This is a genomic window from Sinorhizobium sp. Y406 (assembly GCF_058732025.1).
Genome location: NZ_CM178975.1, coordinates 148,763 through 165,021, shown reverse-complemented (window position 1 = coordinate 165,021; position 16,259 = coordinate 148,763). Strand labels below are relative to the sequence as shown.

The window sequence follows — 16,259 nt, the reverse complement described above, 5'->3', positions numbered from 1 at the left end:
TATCTCCCCTGCCTTGCGCAGACATCATGATTCTGAAATCGATTCAGATCGGCGTGCCGAAGGGGGAGGCACCCCAGATCGGTTCAAATGCCGAGGGACTGTTGCAGAATTTTCATTCTTTTGAGCTAAAGTGCTGCAATAGTGGTATAGGATGCGAATCAGGCAAGAGCCACGCTCGGCCAAATGAAGGATTGCCAGGTGGTTGAACTTGCAGTGCTGTTGACGATCGGTTACCTCGGAGGGTGCTTCGGGCACCTCGCATGGCTTTTCTTGTCTTCCGTCCTCGTCCTCTTTGGCGCCCCCATTTATCTCGTGGGGCAGATGGGCATTGCCAGCCCATTTTTGTTGATCTGCCTCACTCTGATGGCGATTGCGACAATCCAGTCCGGTTCATTGACCGGCCTCCTTAAGGCGCGCACCGAAGCCGAGTGATCTGCAAGCTGCGCCTTTTCAGTGGCCGGTGAGGCGCCCATGCGCTTGCCTCGCTGCACCATCGGCGCTCCCCGCCCGACCGGATTGGGCTGCGCCCGGTACGTAGAACCCCTTGTTGGCGACAACGGAGACCTCGATGGCGTCCCCCGCCCTCACTTCCGTATTCTCATCGGCGACAAGGTCGCGCGCTCCCTGGTAATTGCGCCGGAATATTGAGATCTTCACCGAGTCATGGAGTTCTTCAAAGCTCCTGTGCTCACCATATTCAAACACGAACAGAAGCTTGTCCGTTACGTATTTCAGTTGGCTTCGCAGCTTTGCCAAGGACACCTGCGTATCCTGGATATCCGAGATCACCTGGAATTCACGATCCTGTCGCTTTTTCCGCAGTTCGCTCTCCAGGTTGAGGATATCCTGCTGGGCGCGGGTTTCCTGAAGTTCCGCCTGGGCAAGGTCGACGCGGTAGTTGTTATGGGCCCTTTCGAGCGCCATGACGTTCGAATTCGTCATGAGACCCTTTTGGCGCAGGGTCTTGACGGACTCCAGTTCGTCGAGCTGACTCTTCATCGCGGCCTCGCGCTCATCCTTCGCAGTAGCGACCATCTCCGCCTGCTTTTTCATCCGTTTTATGGAGGCTTCAAGATGCGAAACATCGCTGTGGAAGGCAATAAGACGCGCCCGCAATTGCGCCTGTTCGGTTGCGACAATGTCTGCGATCAAGCCCTCGCCAAGTTCGATGGGTGGGTCCGGAGGGGCAAGCAGGGCCTCCTTTAGCCGGCCCTCGGCATGAAGACGGGCCAAGCGTACTTTCAGGCGATATTCTTCAATCGTCAGATTTGCGCGCTCGCTACGCAGATCAGCTATCGTCAGGGCCGGCACGGTCTCGCCCGCAGTGGTCGGGCGGAAGCCGCCGGCAATCGCCAGCGCGTGACGAACCGTAATTCCCGGTTGATACGCATAGGAGCCGGGGCGCGCGACAGCACCGGATATGAAGAAGGGACGATATTGGCCAATCTCCACTTTCACAAAGGGATCGAGGATCAGTTGCCGTTCCTGGAACGAGCGTTGGATCTCCTGGGAGAGGCTAAGTGTCGTCAGACCGCGCGCCCGGATGTCCCCGAGGAGCGGAAGTGATATCGAGCCTCGGTCATCGACCACGACCTCCATCGGATAGGCGGCCTCGCCCAAGACCGAAACCCGAACGATGTCACCGGTGTCGAGCTCGTAGCCGTCCGCGCGGGAAGAACCGGCAGCGAGCAGAGCAAGGACGAAGACGGCAGCACGAAATCCCTGTTGCAGGAGATCGAGCCCGCCGCCAGGGTCGGGCCAACGGATTCGGCTCTGGTCCTTCTTTGCAAAAAGTGAAGCCAGAAACGATCGATCAACACGCAAGTTCATGTCGCTTATTCTCCCGAGGTGATGCTGTCCCGTTGCGCAATGCCCGATGAAGCGCGCTTCCAGGCGGACGGGGAAACGTCAAAACGCATTGCTATGAATGAGGACGCTGAAGGTCTTGAAGATAATCTTGACGTCGAGCCACAGCGACCAGGTGCGGATATATTCCAAGTCGGAGGCAACCCGGTTCTCGATGTCGCACCGTCTTTCCGTGGGGCCGCGAAATCCCCGGACCTGGGCAAGTCCCGTCAGGCCGGGCGTCACCGTGTGTCGCTGCCAATAGGCTGGCACGGCCTCCCAATAAAGCGCGCCTTCGGCCGTGGCCCCGAGCGCGTGCGGCCGCGGCCCAACGAGACTCATTTCGCCCTTGGCGACATTCCAGAGCTGCGGCAGTTCATCGAGGCTCGTGTGACGCAGGAAATGTCCAAGTCGCGTTACGCGCGGGTCGTTACGCGCGGTCAGCCGATTGCCGGCAGCGTCGGTCAAATCGGTGCGCATCGTCCTGAATTTGATGCAGTTGAAATAGCGGTTGTTGGTGCCGATGCGCCTCTGCACAAAGAACACCGGTCCGGATGAATCGAGTCGGATGAGTACCGCCAGGACACCGACGAGCGGCACGACCACGGGCGCCGCAAGCAGCACGAGGCTGAGATCAAAACCACGTTTGAGCGCGCGCTTGCCCACCGTCAACGGTACGGTGGAGACCACCAGAGTCGGTGTCGAGTCCAAATACCGAAGAGCCAGGGGTTTCAGATCCGCAAGATCGGGTTCGAGCAATTCAGTTTCGATCCCGATTTGCGCCAAGAGACGCGCCCACCCGCGACGCTCGTCGAGGGCGCGGAATGAGAGTACGACCCGATCTGCCCCAGCGAAAGACCGCGACAGGTCGTTGAGGAAATTCGGGTCGCTCTCCAAAGGCCGCCAGTTGCACGCCCGCACGTCGATCGTGGCGGTGACGCTGCGGTCGCAGTTCGAACGGACGCTGTCATCTCCGAGCAAGACAACCCTTGGCGCGGTTTCCTCGTCCCTGTGGTGCAGCCCTGCTGCAACGCCCGAGCGCAGCGAGACGAGGCCAACTGCCGCGAGGCCCAGGAAGAAAAGCGTCTCGCCGCGCCAAACGCTGTCCGCAGCGTGAAACGCATATGAGGCGAGAAGCGACAGACCAAGCGCCGCTGCAAGGGACAAAAGCGCGCTTCCAATAGAAGCCGGGACTGTCCGCAGCACTGTGCGGCGATAAACCCCTAGCCTCCAGGCGGCAAGCAGATAGGCAGGCAGGACCACATAGGCAAGGCGGGGGCTGCCTTCGAGGCTGCTCGCGTAGAACTCGGTCACGATCACTGCGCTAATGATCATGCACAGGTCGCCTATCAGAACCAATGAACAGACGAGAAAGAGAAAGACATTGCGATCGCTGAACCGTTCCGCCCGGAACTGGCTTGTGGTCCGCACGGGAGGCAAGGACCCAATCGATGCTTGAGTGTTTGTCAAGATACACCTCCAAGGGCCGGGAGTTGTCTGGATCATTTCATCGCCGTTCATGGAGCAGAACGGAGGGCAATCCGCTTCGAGGTGGCGGTCGCCAAGTGACGGATTCGGCGGCTGCCCGTCCCATTGCGTTCTCTGCTTGGGGAGCCAAGTCTCGCTTAGTGCAGCGTGCCAAGCACGGATTGATAGACCGTCTCGACCCTGTCACACATCGTGTCCAGCCCCCAGGACGAAAGATCGGTGCGCCTGGCACCCTCGGAAAGCCGCGCTCGGTATGGGTTATTCTCGAGAAGATCGGCAACCGCCGTCACGGCGGCGCGGACGTCGGCGGCCGGAGTGACGATGCCGTTCACGCCGTGCTTCACGACCTCGTCGAGCCCGGGCAACTGGGAGACCACGCAGGGCCGCCCGCCCGCCAGGTATTGCATCACCACGCGCGGCAACCCTTCGCGCATTGACGTCAGCACGCAGACATCGGCCAAGTTGATCAGTCGCTCGGGCTCGGAATGGAAACCGAGCAGGTGGATGCTGCTTGCGGCCGGGGATCGCTGGATCGCCGCCTCCACATCGGGTCGTGCGGGGCCTTCGCCGGCCAGAATCAGCCGGGCATCCGGAACGCGCTCTATGACCTGCGCAAAGGCATCGATGAACTCGACGTGGCGCTTCCTCTGCTCCAGTGCCGCAAGCATCAGCACCACCGGCGGCTTCGATGCGCCGGGCATGATCCCCAGAAGCCGCGCCGCCTCGTCCGGCCGGTGCGCCTGCGAGAAACGCAAGAGGTCGAAGCCGGAGTGCACGACGTGGTGCTGATCGGGACTGCCGATATGGTGAGCAATGCAAATGTCACGCATCGACTGGCTAACATCGATGAAAGCGCGCGTGCATTTGGCTGCTACGCGTTCGGCCGCCAGGAATGTTAGCTTTTGCGCATTGCCGACATGCATAAAAGGCAGGATATGAACGCCATGTACGATGCCAGGGACGTGTGCCCGTTTCGCCGCAAGGCGACCAACGATGCCGGCCTTGCTTTGATGGGTGTGCACGATGTCGGGATGCCATTCGGCGAAAAGCCGGCTGAGTTGCCCCATGGCCGCGATATCGTGGGACGGCGAGAGCGGATGAACGAGCATCTCGAGAGGAACCACCTGCAGTGTCTTAGCAACTGCAGCCTGCAGGGCGGCATCATATTCATTGCCATGGACCAGCAACACCTCGTGGCCGCGCCTTACCTGCGCATTGCAACACGCCAGCGTGTTCTCCTCAGAACCACCGCGAAGCAGCCGGGTCAGGACATGAACGATCTTCATCTGCATAAATCTCCCCTAAACTGTACGCCTGAAGTCAACGCCTACAGCGCCGCGCGTCCCCCGAAGATTGGGTTTTCGGGCCGGTGCGCTAGTCGATCGCTGATAGGCCGATGAAGGAATAAATTGGATTTCAAGGATGTGCCGTGGTCCGGCATTGCCGGGTTGTTGTTCAGATCAGTCGACGAGCGGATGGGGGCAGGCCCAGCATCTCCCAAGGGCGTCGTTGGCGCCAAGCATCGACCGCGACCTTCTAAAGGAACTGCCAGATCTCCTTGAAGAGTTCCCGCTTGACCGTCTCGGCGCTGGCGCTGGCGTCGATGGTCCTGATGTCCTTGTTTAGACCCCTCAGTTCGGCCATCAGAGCCAGCCGCGCATCGAACCCCTTTTCACTGATCTCTCCGGGCTTTCGTCTTTCGGAGACCGAGTAATCGCACACGAGATGCAGCGTCAGGTGGGGTCTCAATGCATCCATCCTTTCGTAGAGTTGGCCTTCGAAGCGCGCTAGCAAGGCCACACCCGGCGCGAAGGAGAGGTTCGACGGTATCGCCGGCCCGTCCAGATATCCCTGCCGGAGGTTCTGCGGCCACCGGTCACTGATAACGATCACGCCCCGTGCTGCCCATCGGTGCGCGCGCTTCACAACGGCGTACCGTTCGATCGCGATCAACACACCCCAGAGGGCCAGCCCCGCCGATAGCAGTTTCCCCGTTGCTCGGTTTCGTTGAAATGGCGCCTGCCCCTCAATCTGGATCATCGCCTTGAGTTCGCGCCCGCGGTGAAACGCCATGCGCTGCAGCGCCTTGCGTAGCCACCATCCTCTACCTTCACCGGTGCCGACATAGCATCGCTCGCAGCCGAACTTCCATCGGAATAGCCGGGTGAGCAGGACCACTTGAGTGCTCTTTCCCAGCCCGTCCGGGGCAACGAGCGCGACCACAAGGCCACCGGCCCATGGACGTCGCTTTGGCGCAACGGCCCCGGGCATGACGCGGCCGACGAGCCTCAGGGCAAGATAGGAGACCTTGCGGACAGCATGGACCGCGGCATCCGCCACGCCGCTGACACCCGAGAATCCGCATCTGCGTCGGAGCGAGCGCCTGAGCCTTGCGAAATCTCCGCAATGCACGAGTATGCCGTCCTCGCTCGGCCGAATTCTGCAGCTTACGCTTCTGCTGCGGCCGCGATCATATTCGATGACGTAGGTCCCAGGCTCGCCCGGGGCCGGGGACAGGCGGGACACTTGACCCTTGCACCCTCCGCGGATGGCCACCCACTGTTTCCAGGGTGGCGTCCATAACCGAAAGGCGAACCGGGCGATCGCTATTCGGATTTCGTCCTCTGGAGAGACGACCGGAATGGAGACCCCCGCGATCGAAGCCGGCTCCCACCGCTCGATCGTCGCGTAATCAAAAGCCAGGTAGCGCTTGCGAAACTCCCAACCGATACGAATTCCGACGTGAAGGTCGAGATGAAGATAAGCACCTCGCGAAAAGTCGGGAACGAACCAATCCTCTCTACCCGCGCAGACATTGTCGTAGCAGGAGAGGCTTACGCCGCGCCGGCCATCCAGTTCGGCCATGATCGAACAGAACACCGAGTAATCCTGCTTGTCCAGGAGCACGTCGAGGTCGTCGCGGCCGGCAAGCGCCTCGGGCAAGCTCGAAAGGTCCTGGACAAGGCCATATCTCACCCCTGCGTCATCCAACGCTCGAAACAAAACAGTGGCGACTGGCAAAGCAGAAGTCGGATTGCCTGTCGGCAAAGCAGTTGGGTCTGAACTGGATGCGTCCATGTTCTTCACATCAAGCTTGGCAGGCGCCACCTTGGTCGGAACCCGTCGCCGGGCATTTGCCTGTCGTAAGTTCATGCTGTGCTCCCGGGCTCAAGCCGATCACGGCGCCCACGTTCGGAGGAATGACGGTAGCGTTTTTGTTTGAGTGGTTTTCGCATCGGCGACCTGCTGCAGCCCGCTAAACAGCGGTTTCGTGCAGCCTTCCGGACGGGCACTCTCTGGCGCATTTACAAGCTGCCGCACTGACGGTGAGTCGTGTCACTCATCGCCAGCCCAAATTACGCCCCAGAACCCTAATAAGGCCTACCAAAACATAATACCAAGTACAGTATTATTCATTTCAAAGAAAGAAATTTATCTCTATCAAGATAGACTGGAACAGATCTACTCATGATATCTATAAGAATTCGTACTGCTCCAGACCTCCCAACATAATCCAGTGTTCCAAGCTGGTTCGTGAATGGCCCGTCTGTTACACGAATCTTCTGCCCTGGTTCCAACAGGCACTTAGAATGCAAAAATCCATCATTATCTGTTGCCAGAATCAGAGACTCGATCACACCCTGGGGGACTGGAATCGGCCCTCTCTCGGTCATGACGAGTTTTCGAACCCCAACCGTTGAATTTATTGGCGACCATCTTTGCTTACGAACATCCAATGCTACGAAGAGGTAACCTTCAAAATAGGCGGAGCAGGATGTCTTGATTCTGCGCGCGTGGCGAACGGTTCGTCGCCTTTTCGGCAAATAGGTCCGGTAGTCTTGGGATGACAGGTGTCTTTCTGCCAATTTCTCGCAGTGTTGATGCGTCTGAACCACGTACCAACGAGCACTGTCTGCATCATCGCCTTTGAGCGGTTCCGCGACGGAGCCAGATGCTGATTCTATTTTTCTCATAGCGCTACCCCAGTGCTAGAGGGCCGCATCAAGCAAGACATCAATTTCGCCTACGCGACCAAATACGTTTTTTACAAACTAACTATGTTAATTCTGACGCAAAAACTGCATAACAAAATACTATTAAATCCCAACTGATACTATATGGTAGAAACACGTCTTTAGTTTAGATAGTATCTATCGGAAACATTACCTTCAAGCGACACGTATCGACCGTACTTGGGTAGCTTGGGCTCATCGACCATGGTGAGCGCAATGCCGGCGATCTTCGATCGCCCGCCCAAGTGCCGAATTCCTTCGGCGACGGCTTCGCGCGAGGTCTCGCGCCACTTCACGACAAAAACGGTTTTGTCGACATGCCGTCCAAGAATCGAGGCATCCGCAGCGGGTCCGACGGGCGGCGCATCTATGATCACGGTGTCATAGGCGCTCCGGAGTTCTTCCAGGACCGCGCGCATGCGCATCGAGGCAAGAAGCGCGGGAGGATTCAATGTCCTCGCGCCAGCGGGCAGCACATGAATGCCGGAACGTTCATCCAGATGGATCGCCTTTGCGCAATCGACCGGCAAAGTCAAAAGGTCGACCAGCCCCACTTCTTCGCGCATGCCGAAGAACTCCGTCGCAGCTGAAATTCGCAGGTCGGCATCCACCACCAGGACTCGCTCGCCGTCGGCGGCGGCTGAATAGGCGAGGCTCAACGCGAGTGTAGTCTTGCCTTCATTCGGCATCGCCGAGGTTATCAACATGAGACGCGGCGGGACCTCCGCCTCAGCGGTGCCATCGATGCCCAGCCGCAATCGCCGTACCGCTTCGCTGTATCTGGACAACGGCTTGCGCTCCAGATAGGCAACGGGCTGCGCCTTGGCCTTTCCTGCTCCTGTCCAGTCAGTCATCCTGGGCAGCGAGGCGAGAACCGGAACTGCCAGCACTTCTTCCACCTGGCGCTTTGCCATGAAACCGGATGAGAACAACTCGCGCAGAAGCGCACCGGCACCGCCCAGCGCGACCCCAAAGACCAGACCCAGGGCTCCAAACAGGGGCCTGTTGGGAAAACTCGGGCCATTGGGAACTTCGGCGCGTGTGATCACGCGGACGCCGCTGTTGAGAAGCGTGGATTTTTCTTCGGCGATCTTGGCGCGCGCCAAGAAAGTCTCGAAGAGTTCCTTGTTAGCAGCCGCAATCCTCTCCAGATCACGCAGTCGGACGCCGACCTGATCCTCGATCTCGGATTGATTGGATACCGATGAGAGCGCGCGGGCGAGGGCCATCTCGCGCGCTTCGGCTGCTTCGAGCTCGTTCTTCAGGTTACCAATGAGCCGCTGGATCTCCGCCGCGATCTGTTCCTCAACGTCCCGGCGCTCCGCCTGCGCGGTCATCACCTCCGGATGTCGTTCGCCATACCTCAACAGCAGGTCGGCTTCCTTCCGAGTAACCAAAGCATGCTGAGAACGCAGCGCCGTGACCACGACCGATTGCAGCACATCCGGGATCGTCTGCGTATCCCCGCCCGTCTGCAGCAGCTTCTCCGCTTGCTCGAATCTGGATCGCTTTGTCGCCGACTCGGCCCGGGCGTTGATTAGCGCGATATTCAGTTCGGACAACTGTTGTTCGGTGAGGCTGCCTGATCGTGTCGCCAGCAGATTATTCTCCATGCGGAACTTCTGGACCGCGTCCTCCGAACGGCTCAGTTCCTCCCGTAGGACGGCCGCCCGTTCACTGAGCCATGTGGAGGCTTTCTTGGCACCTTCGTAGCGGGACTCGATGCGGTCGACCACGTAGGCCTGGGCGATCGCGTTCGCAAGAGCGGTTGCCTGTTTCGGGTCGTGTGAGGTCACCGTGAGCTCGATCACATCGGCGAGACCGATCCGCGAAACCTCCAGGGCTCCCTTAAGCCACTCCAAGGCACTCCCGCCGATATTCTCGTCTTCCGCTAGCTTTTCGCTATCGACCACCTTCTGCAGCAGCGACGCCGACCTCAGGAACGCAATTTGGCTTTCAACATAGGTTGTGTTGTCGCGAATGTCCGGATTGAGGTCTTGAACCGAAATGTAGTCCTTCGGTGCATCAAGCAATATTTCCGCAACTGCGGTGTATGACGGCGGAACGAGATAGGATGCGCCGACAAAGACGGCAAAGGTGAGCGTCGCAATGCAGCCTATCAACTTCCATCGCCGTATAAGAAAATCCCAGATCTCTCGCACATCCAGGAGTGCCGGATCCGATCTAGCAACTGCGCTGTCAGTCGAGCTCTGCATCATCAAGCTCCAAAAGTGCTATGGCCATGTCTTTGTCGTTCCAGCGCCGGTTGAAGGGCCTGCGCACGATCTCCGGAGATACCTACCGCGCTCACGCGCTCACCTGCATGATGATCGCCCGCGATGCCCATGCATCCATGAGCATTTCCTCGTCGCTGTCCGGTCGAGCCAGCAGCCATTGAGAACATAACAGGTTCGCGGACCTCCGTGCCATCAGCACTAGAGCGTAAACACCGGGAACAGGTGATTAACGAGCTGACACTTTTTGCTGATCGACCCTATAAAAAAGGCGAACTTAACTACCACCGTAGTAGAGCGAGCGCGCAATAGGATTAGACGGATCAGCGTGATGACTGCCGGCGTGTCAAAGTGCTATTTTTCAAGCGCATAAGCTTCGGCAATGTTTGGATACCTGCCGAGGAACAACCTTATCCGTCACGGATGAAGCTTTTGTGAAGGCTCCTTTCACGCGCGGGCGCGAAGAGGCTCCTGGCCTTTGCCGAGTCGTGCGTGTGGAACTCGCGGTCAGTAGGATGGTTGACTTTGGGGCAGCGGGAAATTGCTCATGGACACTATTGCAGTCGCCATAACGGACATCGATCGGGCAGTGGGCGTGGCCGGTATCGTTCTGCTGCTGCTTGCTACATTGCCTCCGGTTCTTTTCCTTAGAAGTAGCCGAGCGCTGCAGCTAGGAGCCATGGCCGTGTTGATCGGAGCCGTTACATTCATCCTTCTCAAGGTCGACGGCCTTACAGCGGCGCTGGTCGTTACTGTTGCCGACATGCTGTTGTTTTCCGCTGCTATCATTTCCGCCCGAAAAAGGCTGGCACAACTGGAGGCACAACTCCAGGAGGCAATGTCGCTCATCCGCAATCTCGAGATCATCGAAGAACGGCGCCAGACTTTCGGCGCAAGAAACCTTATAGGCCCCACTTCTCCACTCGCCTTCGAGGCCACCAGCTCGAAACAAAAGAAGTGAGGCGTCGGCCTGTTGCAGACAGGCACTGACCCGTGCGTGGCTGGCGACAGCGCCCGTTTTGCTTGGCTGACCCACGTCATGACGTCGGCAGCGATGCCCCGGCGGTGGGTTCAAATCCACAATAGGATCAACCTTTTTCTGACTTCGGCATAGAGCTTCACCTCGGCGGTAGGGCCAATCCCGCTTCAGCGTCGACGACATTCCTCGAGAATTTGCGGATGTTGGGATTGTCGATTATCAGCCGCCCGGCAAGCGAACCGAGTTCCTCGAGCGAGCCGCAGACGACGACGTGTCACACCGGCATGTCCTGCCTCGTCATGATGGCGTAACCAAAAGAAGACCGGCAAATCGAAGACCTGCGTGTGGCGTTGGCAGGAGCGCTTCGCCGCCGAGGGCTTCGAGGGTCTCTTGCGAGACAAGACGCGCCCCTCGCGCATTGCGCCGCTCGGGCCGGAGATCAGCGAGCAGGTGGTGGCGCTGACGCTTACCGACCGGCCGGGCGAGACGACGCACTGGACTGCCGACATGATGGCGGCCGCGGCGGGCATCAGCGCCAGCGCGGTGCGCCGCATCTGGAAGGCGCACGGTCTTCAGCCCCACCGTTGGCGGGCCTTCAAGCTCTCCAACGACCCGCAGTTCGTCGCCAAGCTCAAAGACGTCCTCGGCCTCTACGTCTACCCGCCGGCCCATGCCATCGTGCTGTCGGTCGATGAGAAGAGCCAAATCCAGGCGCTCGATCGCACCCAGCCCGGCCCGCCCCTGAAGAATGGCCGGCTTGGCACCATGACCTATAGGGGCTCGCGCAAGCGGGCCCTTCTTTCTTTGCCTCAAATCTAAATCTGGGTTGAAGCGACCGAACCTATTGGAGCATCGGGTCGCTACCCTTTTTGAAGGGTCTCCAAAAAGGTGAGTAAAAGCAATGAACCCTGCCCTCCCCAGCGACAAACCCAGGGAGCGCTTTCACGGTATTTCGCCCGACACATTCATGATGTGTTGGAAATTCGCCGCTATTCGTTGCGAGGCGTATAGGCCCACTGAACATGAGTCGTCATACACCGAGGTTACCCGTGCAGAACAACAACATCCTTGTCGTCGGCGGCGCCGGCTATATTGGCTCCCATACATGTCTCCGGCTCTCCGAAAAGGGCTACCAGCCCGTCGTTTACGACAACCTCTCCAACGGTCACGAGGAGTTCGTCCGCTGGGGGGTGCTGGAGAAGGGCGACATCCGTGATCGTCCGCGTCTCGACGAGGTGATCGCACGCCACAAGCCGCGGGCCATCCTGCACTTTGCCGCCATGATCGAGGTCGGTGAGTCCGTAAAGGATCCGGTCTCCTTCTACGATAACAACGTCATCGGCACGTTGACGCTATTGTCGGCGACGCTCGCCGCAGGCATCGATGCTTTCGTCTTCTCCTCCACCTGCGCCACTTACGGCCTTCCCGACAGCGTCCCGATGGATGAGTCGCACAAGCAGGCGCCGATCAATCCCTATGGCCGCACAAAATGGATCTGCGAACAGGCAATGAAGGATTACGGCCTGTACAAAGGGCTTCGGTCCGTCATCCTGCGCTATTTCAATGCTGCCGGGGCCGATTTCGAGGGCCGGATCGGCGAATGGCACGAGCCGGAGACCCATGCGATTCCGCTGGCGATCGATGCGGCCCTCGGCCGGCGTGCGGGCTTCAAGGTTTTCGGGACCGATTACGACACGCGTGACGGCACCTGCGTGCGCGACTATATCCACGTGCTCGACCTTGCGGATGCCCATGTCCGTGCCGTCGACTACCTGCTCGAAGGTGGCGAAAGCGTCGAATTGAACCTTGGAACCGGCACGGGCACGACGGTCAAGGAACTGGTTGGAGCAATCGAGGAGGTTGCGCGGCGTCCCTTCAGTGTCGGTTACGCCGGTCGCCGCGAGGGCGATTCCACGACGCTCGTCGCCAACAACGACAAGGCCCGCCGCGTGCTCGGGTGGGAACCGCAATATGATCTGGCGGCGATCACCGAGTCGGCCTGGAACTGGCATTCGCGCAAAAACGGCTAAGCAGGTTGCCACCCCCTGCGGCGTCAACTGCGCCTATTCGGCGGTGCCGCCTGCCAGGCCCGGGGCAGGCGGCGGTGTCCGGTCGCGCTGCAACAGGGGGCGCTCGAGCAGCAGATAGCCGACGATGCCGACGAGCGTTCCCGTGACTGTCGCCATCACCATCGAGAGCTTCGAATGGAGGTCGAGCAGAGTGCCTGCCTTCGCCACGACGGAAATCGCAAAGGTGTGCCAGAGATAGATAGAGTAGGACGCGTTGCCGAGAAGCTTCAGTATCCGCACAGTCGGAACTCGCCCATGCGCTTCGAGCGAAAGCGCGCCGACAACGAGAGCCACGGAAAGCGGCCCGGTCAAGCGTTCATCAAAAGGCAGGCTCAGGCCCGCAATGAGCGCAAAGCCGCCGAATGAACAGGCGACTAGCCCGAGCCCGGCGCCGAGCGGCGGCACCCTCCCCTCCAGCCAAAATGCACCGATGATCATTCCGGCGACGAACTCAAGGACGAGGGGACGGGTATAGGTGAGCAAAAGAGGATTTTCGCTGGTGACGGATAAGCCCGCTACCACCAGCACGAGGAAGAATCCCGCTACCGCCGGCAAACGCCAGAACCGCGGCAGGACGAGCGAGGCCGCAAAGACCGCGTAGAAGAACATTTCATAATTCAGCGTCCAGCCTTGCACGAGAACGGGCCAGATCTCACCGGTGCTCGGCGAGCGCGCGGGAACGAAAAGCAGGGACGCAACGACGTGTTCGGCCGTGACGACCAGGTTCGGAAAAAGGCCCACCAGGCCGCCCGCGACCATGATCGCCGTCGCAAACCAGTAGATCGGCAGGATGCGCCGCGCGCGATCGGCGAGGAATTTGACCGGCGTGACCGGCCGCCGCGCGCTGATAACCCACATGATGAAGCCGCTGATGACGAAGAAGACGTCGACCCCTGCCGCACCGATCACGAAGTGATGGCCGGTGTTCTCGGCCGCATGGAAGGCGACCACCGCAAGCGCCGCCAGGGCCCGCAAGTACTGGATTGCCTGGATCGTCCCCATTGTTTGCGCCCCCTCTCTCCCGCCTTCAGGCCGTCGAGCGGCGCCCGTAGGCGGGTTGCTCCTCCTCGCCGGGCCAAATCCAGGCCGGGGTGGGGCGCTTGCTTGCCACCGTCAGTTTGCCCGCCGTGAAATACATGAGGAAGGATCCGACGTGGTAGGGATTGAGGATATCGATCTCTACGAAGGATCGGATGAGGAGCAGCACCGCGACGCCAAAGAGCACCATGGCTTCCGGGTCACGGTTCGCCGAAAGCACGCGCTTCAATTGTCCGAAGACGGCGGCAAACAGTACGAGACTCAAGAGCACGAGCCCGACCAGTCCTGTTTCGACGGCGGTCTCAATATAGGTGTTGTGGAAATGAAAGCCGCTGCGGGCGGTGATGTAAAACTCTTCCCACAGCCGTTCGGCCTCGGCAAAGCCTTGCACCCAATAGGCCTGATAACCCATGCCGAAGATGGGGGCGGTCTTCGCCGCGTCGATGCCCTGTTGCCACAGGTAGGTGCGCCCGGTCAGCGTCGAATCCTTGCCGAAGGCGCCGAGAACCAGATCGAAGGCGCCGCTGGAGATCAAGGCGAATGCAGCCACTCCAGCGAACGCGGCAATTCCCAGGAACAGGCCTTTGCGGCTGGCTGGCCTCAGCGCCGTTATCGCTCGCATGGAAAGGCAAAGCCCGAGGATCGCAGCCGTGGTCAGGACCGAGGTCGCCGATTGCGAAGCGAAGAGCGAATAGGCGGAAATCGCTCCGGTGACCGCGGCGACCGCCCGCCACACGGCCCCTTCCCCCAGGATGAATACCGCGGCGAATGCGAAATAGATGCCGAGCGAGGCGTAGAAGCCCAACTGGTTCTTCGAGGCGAAGGCGCCGACGAAACTATAGGTGCCGTCGAGCGGATCATAGTGATAGATGCCGAACAGCAGTGAATAGACGAGCACGATGGCAACGCCGGCCATCATGCCGCGGGAAAGGGTGCGGATGTCGATCACCCGCATGGCGATCAAGGCACAGACGATTTGGCTCAGATATTGTACGCCTGTTCGCAGCGTGACACCCGGCGCTGCCGACCAGAACATCGAAAGGCAGGCGAACACGGCGAAGGCGAAGATCCAGAGAAACTTGCCGTAATTGCCGAGGACCTTTTTGTAGTCGACGAGGACGAGCGGAAGCCACAGGCCGTAATAGAGCAGAATCGAAATCTGCCCAAAGCGGGTCGAATAGGCAAAGACGAAGAGCGAAAGGGCGACGGCTGCAGTCCCATAAAGCCTATTCGCCCCCGGGGTGATGAGGCTCGCCTTCGAGATCCTCAACCCCACGCTCACTGCATCGCCACCAGGGCATTGACCTTGACGACATCACCCGGCAGCACCTGGGTAGTCTCGTTCGCAGCGATCTCGGTCGGCTTTCCGTCCTTTTCCCGGATGATCGTGTAGGTAATGTTTGCGGCCTGCGCAGACAGATGTTCTGCCTCTGCCGATTGCGTCAGCGCCTCGGTCATCAGATCGCGGCTGGTGCCGAGCTTCAGCGTCAGTGCGTCGAGTTCGGCCTCGGTATTCTGCAATTCCTGTGCAAGCTGTGCATCCCAATCGTCGCGCAGATTGGTTTCGTCCTGGGCCGCCTTGCTCATTTCCTGCTTTGCCTTGAGCGACGCGGTGTCGATGTCGAGCAGCGAAGACTGCACGTCGGCAACCCTTTGCTCGAGCGAGAGCTTGCGTTGAGCGAGTGCCAATCCCTTGTCCGCCAGACTGTCGACATTATCCCGGTCCTGTGTGACGAGTTCGAGCTGGTGCTGTTGGGTCTGGGACTTCTTGGCAAGCGATTCGATCTCGCTTTGCAGCAACGACTTGAGGTCGCCAAGCGCGGCGAGTTGCCGCTGCTGTCGCTTATCGCGCGATTGCATCAGCGCCGTTTCGCTCGAAAGCAGCTTGTCGACGCCGGGAAAATTCTTCAATTGCTCAGGAAGCGCAATCTCATCCTGCTTGCCGATTTCGGCGAGAAGTCTCGCGCGTCGGATGAGCAGCCGGTTGCGCTCGGCAATCTGCACGGCGGAGTCACCCGCCGCGTTGATATAGTCGCGTGCGAAACGCTGACCATTGTCGGCGCGCCGCAACCCGCCGCCAAGGCTGATCGCCTTGAGCACTGTCATGTTCGGTGCATAGGGATATTCTCCTGGGTTTTGCACCTCGCCATAAAGATAGACGGGGCGGTATTGCGCCATCTCGACCGAGGCCGAGGGGCGATCCCTGAGACCGAAAAGCTTCTGTATCTTGTCGCCGATATCTTCGGCGAGCTCCACCGTCGTCCTGCCGGAGGCTGGCAGGTCACCGACGAAAGGGAGTGAAAGATTGCCCGAAGCACCCACCGTGTATTCGCCGCTGACGGCCGACCAGTCACGCACGGCACCTTCGGCGGTCTGCCATTCAGCGACGCGGACACGCAACTTGTCCATGACTCCAAGTCGATATTCCTCGGCCCGCACGGCGCTCGCGCCGCAAACGACCGCTGCCACGATAGCGAGACGGACCCACTTGAAGAGCGTGCGGGGTGAGGCAGGTTTCGCTGCAATTCTGATGGAAGGCATTTCTGGATTTCCTATTACTCGACGTGACGCCGGCGGCTCGGACAACGCCAAG

13 protein-coding genes and 1 pseudogene are annotated in these 16,259 nt (G+C 59.6%); 5 read left to right on the top strand and 9 right to left on the bottom strand.

Annotated features, from left to right (window positions below; translation table 11 throughout):
* The first annotated feature begins 198 nt into the window (after positions 1-198).
* Positions 199-432: a hypothetical protein gene (locus tag AC4P1R_RS17760; RefSeq protein WP_131820493.1), complete on the top strand. Its 234-nt coding sequence runs from the start codon at positions 199-201 to the stop codon at positions 430-432.
* A gap of 18 nt (positions 433-450) precedes the next feature.
* On the opposite strand, the gene AC4P1R_RS17755 is transcribed toward AC4P1R_RS17760, so the two are convergent.
* The 6 genes from AC4P1R_RS17755 to AC4P1R_RS17730 all read right to left on the bottom strand — a co-directional run bounded on the left by AC4P1R_RS17755 (position 451) and on the right by AC4P1R_RS17730 (position 9,562).
* A complete protein-coding gene (locus AC4P1R_RS17755) occupies positions 451-1,830 on the bottom strand; it encodes a polysaccharide biosynthesis/export family protein (protein ID WP_273360624.1) in 1,380 nt (459 codons plus the stop codon).
* A gap of 78 nt (positions 1,831-1,908) precedes the next feature.
* Entirely contained in the window at positions 1,909-3,351 is a 1,443-nt protein-coding gene (locus AC4P1R_RS17750) for an exopolysaccharide biosynthesis polyprenyl glycosylphosphotransferase (protein ID WP_273360623.1), read from the bottom strand.
* A 119-nt stretch (positions 3,352-3,470) separates the two neighbouring features.
* Positions 3,471-4,619, bottom strand: a complete 1,149-nt coding sequence (locus AC4P1R_RS17745) for a glycosyltransferase family 4 protein (RefSeq protein WP_069460239.1) — start codon at positions 4,617-4,619, stop codon at positions 3,471-3,473.
* A 250-nt stretch (positions 4,620-4,869) separates the two neighbouring features.
* The gene (locus tag AC4P1R_RS17740) at positions 4,870-6,309 is read right to left on the bottom strand and encodes a hypothetical protein (RefSeq protein ID WP_492178370.1); all 1,440 of its coding nucleotides are present in this window, start codon (positions 6,307-6,309) and stop codon (positions 4,870-4,872) included.
* Between the two features lie 437 nt (positions 6,310-6,746).
* Entirely contained in the window at positions 6,747-7,307 is a 561-nt protein-coding gene (gene nusG, locus AC4P1R_RS17735) for a transcription termination/antitermination protein NusG (protein ID WP_083265403.1), read from the bottom strand.
* Positions 7,308-7,468: 161 nt separating this feature from the next.
* Positions 7,469-9,562, bottom strand: a complete 2,094-nt coding sequence (locus AC4P1R_RS17730; protein ID WP_083265402.1) for a GumC family protein — start codon at positions 9,560-9,562, stop codon at positions 7,469-7,471.
* Between the two features lie 26 nt (positions 9,563-9,588).
* Here AC4P1R_RS17730 and AC4P1R_RS17725 point away from each other — a divergent pair, with 26 nt between their 5' ends.
* The 4 genes and pseudogenes from AC4P1R_RS17725 (at position 9,589) to galE (ending at position 12,589) form a co-directional block, all read left to right on the top strand.
* A complete protein-coding gene (locus AC4P1R_RS17725) occupies positions 9,589-9,744 on the top strand; it encodes a hypothetical protein (protein ID WP_492178369.1) in 156 nt (51 codons plus the stop codon).
* A gap of 383 nt (positions 9,745-10,127) precedes the next feature.
* Positions 10,128-10,541, top strand: a complete 414-nt coding sequence (locus AC4P1R_RS17720) for a hypothetical protein (protein ID WP_069460128.1) — start codon at positions 10,128-10,130, stop codon at positions 10,539-10,541.
* A 333-nt stretch (positions 10,542-10,874) separates the two neighbouring features.
* Positions 10,875-11,333 (top strand): annotated as a pseudogene (locus AC4P1R_RS17715) (IS630 family transposase); the annotation flags it as partial.
* A 275-nt stretch (positions 11,334-11,608) separates the two neighbouring features.
* Positions 11,609-12,589, top strand: coding sequence for a UDP-glucose 4-epimerase GalE (galE, locus tag AC4P1R_RS17710; protein WP_083265401.1), 981 nt, complete (start codon positions 11,609-11,611; stop codon positions 12,587-12,589).
* Positions 12,590-12,622: 33 nt separating this feature from the next.
* On the opposite strand, the gene AC4P1R_RS17705 is transcribed toward galE, so the two are convergent.
* The 3 genes from AC4P1R_RS17705 to AC4P1R_RS17695 are packed head-to-tail and all read right to left on the bottom strand — an operon-like array spanning position 12,623 to position 16,207.
* Complete coding sequence (locus AC4P1R_RS17705; RefSeq protein ID WP_492178368.1) at positions 12,623-13,630, bottom strand: acyltransferase family protein; 1,008 nt, start codon at positions 13,628-13,630, stop codon at positions 12,623-12,625.
* A 25-nt stretch (positions 13,631-13,655) separates the two neighbouring features.
* Positions 13,656-14,936, bottom strand: a complete 1,281-nt coding sequence (locus tag AC4P1R_RS17700) for an O-antigen ligase family protein (protein ID WP_069460125.1) — start codon at positions 14,934-14,936, stop codon at positions 13,656-13,658.
* 8 nt (positions 14,937-14,944) lie between these two features.
* On the bottom strand, positions 14,945-16,207 hold the full coding sequence (locus AC4P1R_RS17695; protein ID WP_492178367.1) for a polysaccharide biosynthesis/export family protein: 1,263 nt from the start codon (positions 16,205-16,207) through the stop codon (positions 14,945-14,947).
* Between the last annotated feature and the right edge of the window lie 52 nt (positions 16,208-16,259).

What these genes read in the sequence shown, in the direction of transcription:
- AC4P1R_RS17755 (WP_273360624.1), bottom strand. Translation starts at nt 1,830, where the DNA reads ATGAACTTGCGTGTTGATCGATCGTTTCTGGCTTCACTTTTTGCAAAG.
- AC4P1R_RS17750 (WP_273360623.1), bottom strand. Translation starts at nt 3,351, where the DNA reads ATGATCCAGACAACTCCCGGCCCTTGGAGGTGTATCTTGACAAACACT.
- AC4P1R_RS17745 (WP_069460239.1), bottom strand. Translation starts at nt 4,619, where the DNA reads ATGAAGATCGTTCATGTCCTGACCCGGCTGCTTCGCGGTGGTTCTGAG.
- nusG (WP_083265403.1), bottom strand. Translation starts at nt 7,307, where the DNA reads ATGAGAAAAATAGAATCAGCATCTGGCTCCGTCGCGGAACCGCTCAAA.
- AC4P1R_RS17730 (WP_083265402.1), bottom strand. Translation starts at nt 9,562, where the DNA reads ATGCAGAGCTCGACTGACAGCGCAGTTGCTAGATCGGATCCGGCACTC.
- AC4P1R_RS17725 (WP_492178369.1), top strand. Translation starts at nt 9,589, where the DNA reads ATGTCTTTGTCGTTCCAGCGCCGGTTGAAGGGCCTGCGCACGATCTCC.
- AC4P1R_RS17720 (WP_069460128.1), top strand. Translation starts at nt 10,128, where the DNA reads ATGGACACTATTGCAGTCGCCATAACGGACATCGATCGGGCAGTGGGC.
- AC4P1R_RS17705 (WP_492178368.1), bottom strand. Translation starts at nt 13,630, where the DNA reads ATGGGGACGATCCAGGCAATCCAGTACTTGCGGGCCCTGGCGGCGCTT.
- AC4P1R_RS17695 (WP_492178367.1), bottom strand. Translation starts at nt 16,207, where the DNA reads ATGCCTTCCATCAGAATTGCAGCGAAACCTGCCTCACCCCGCACGCTC.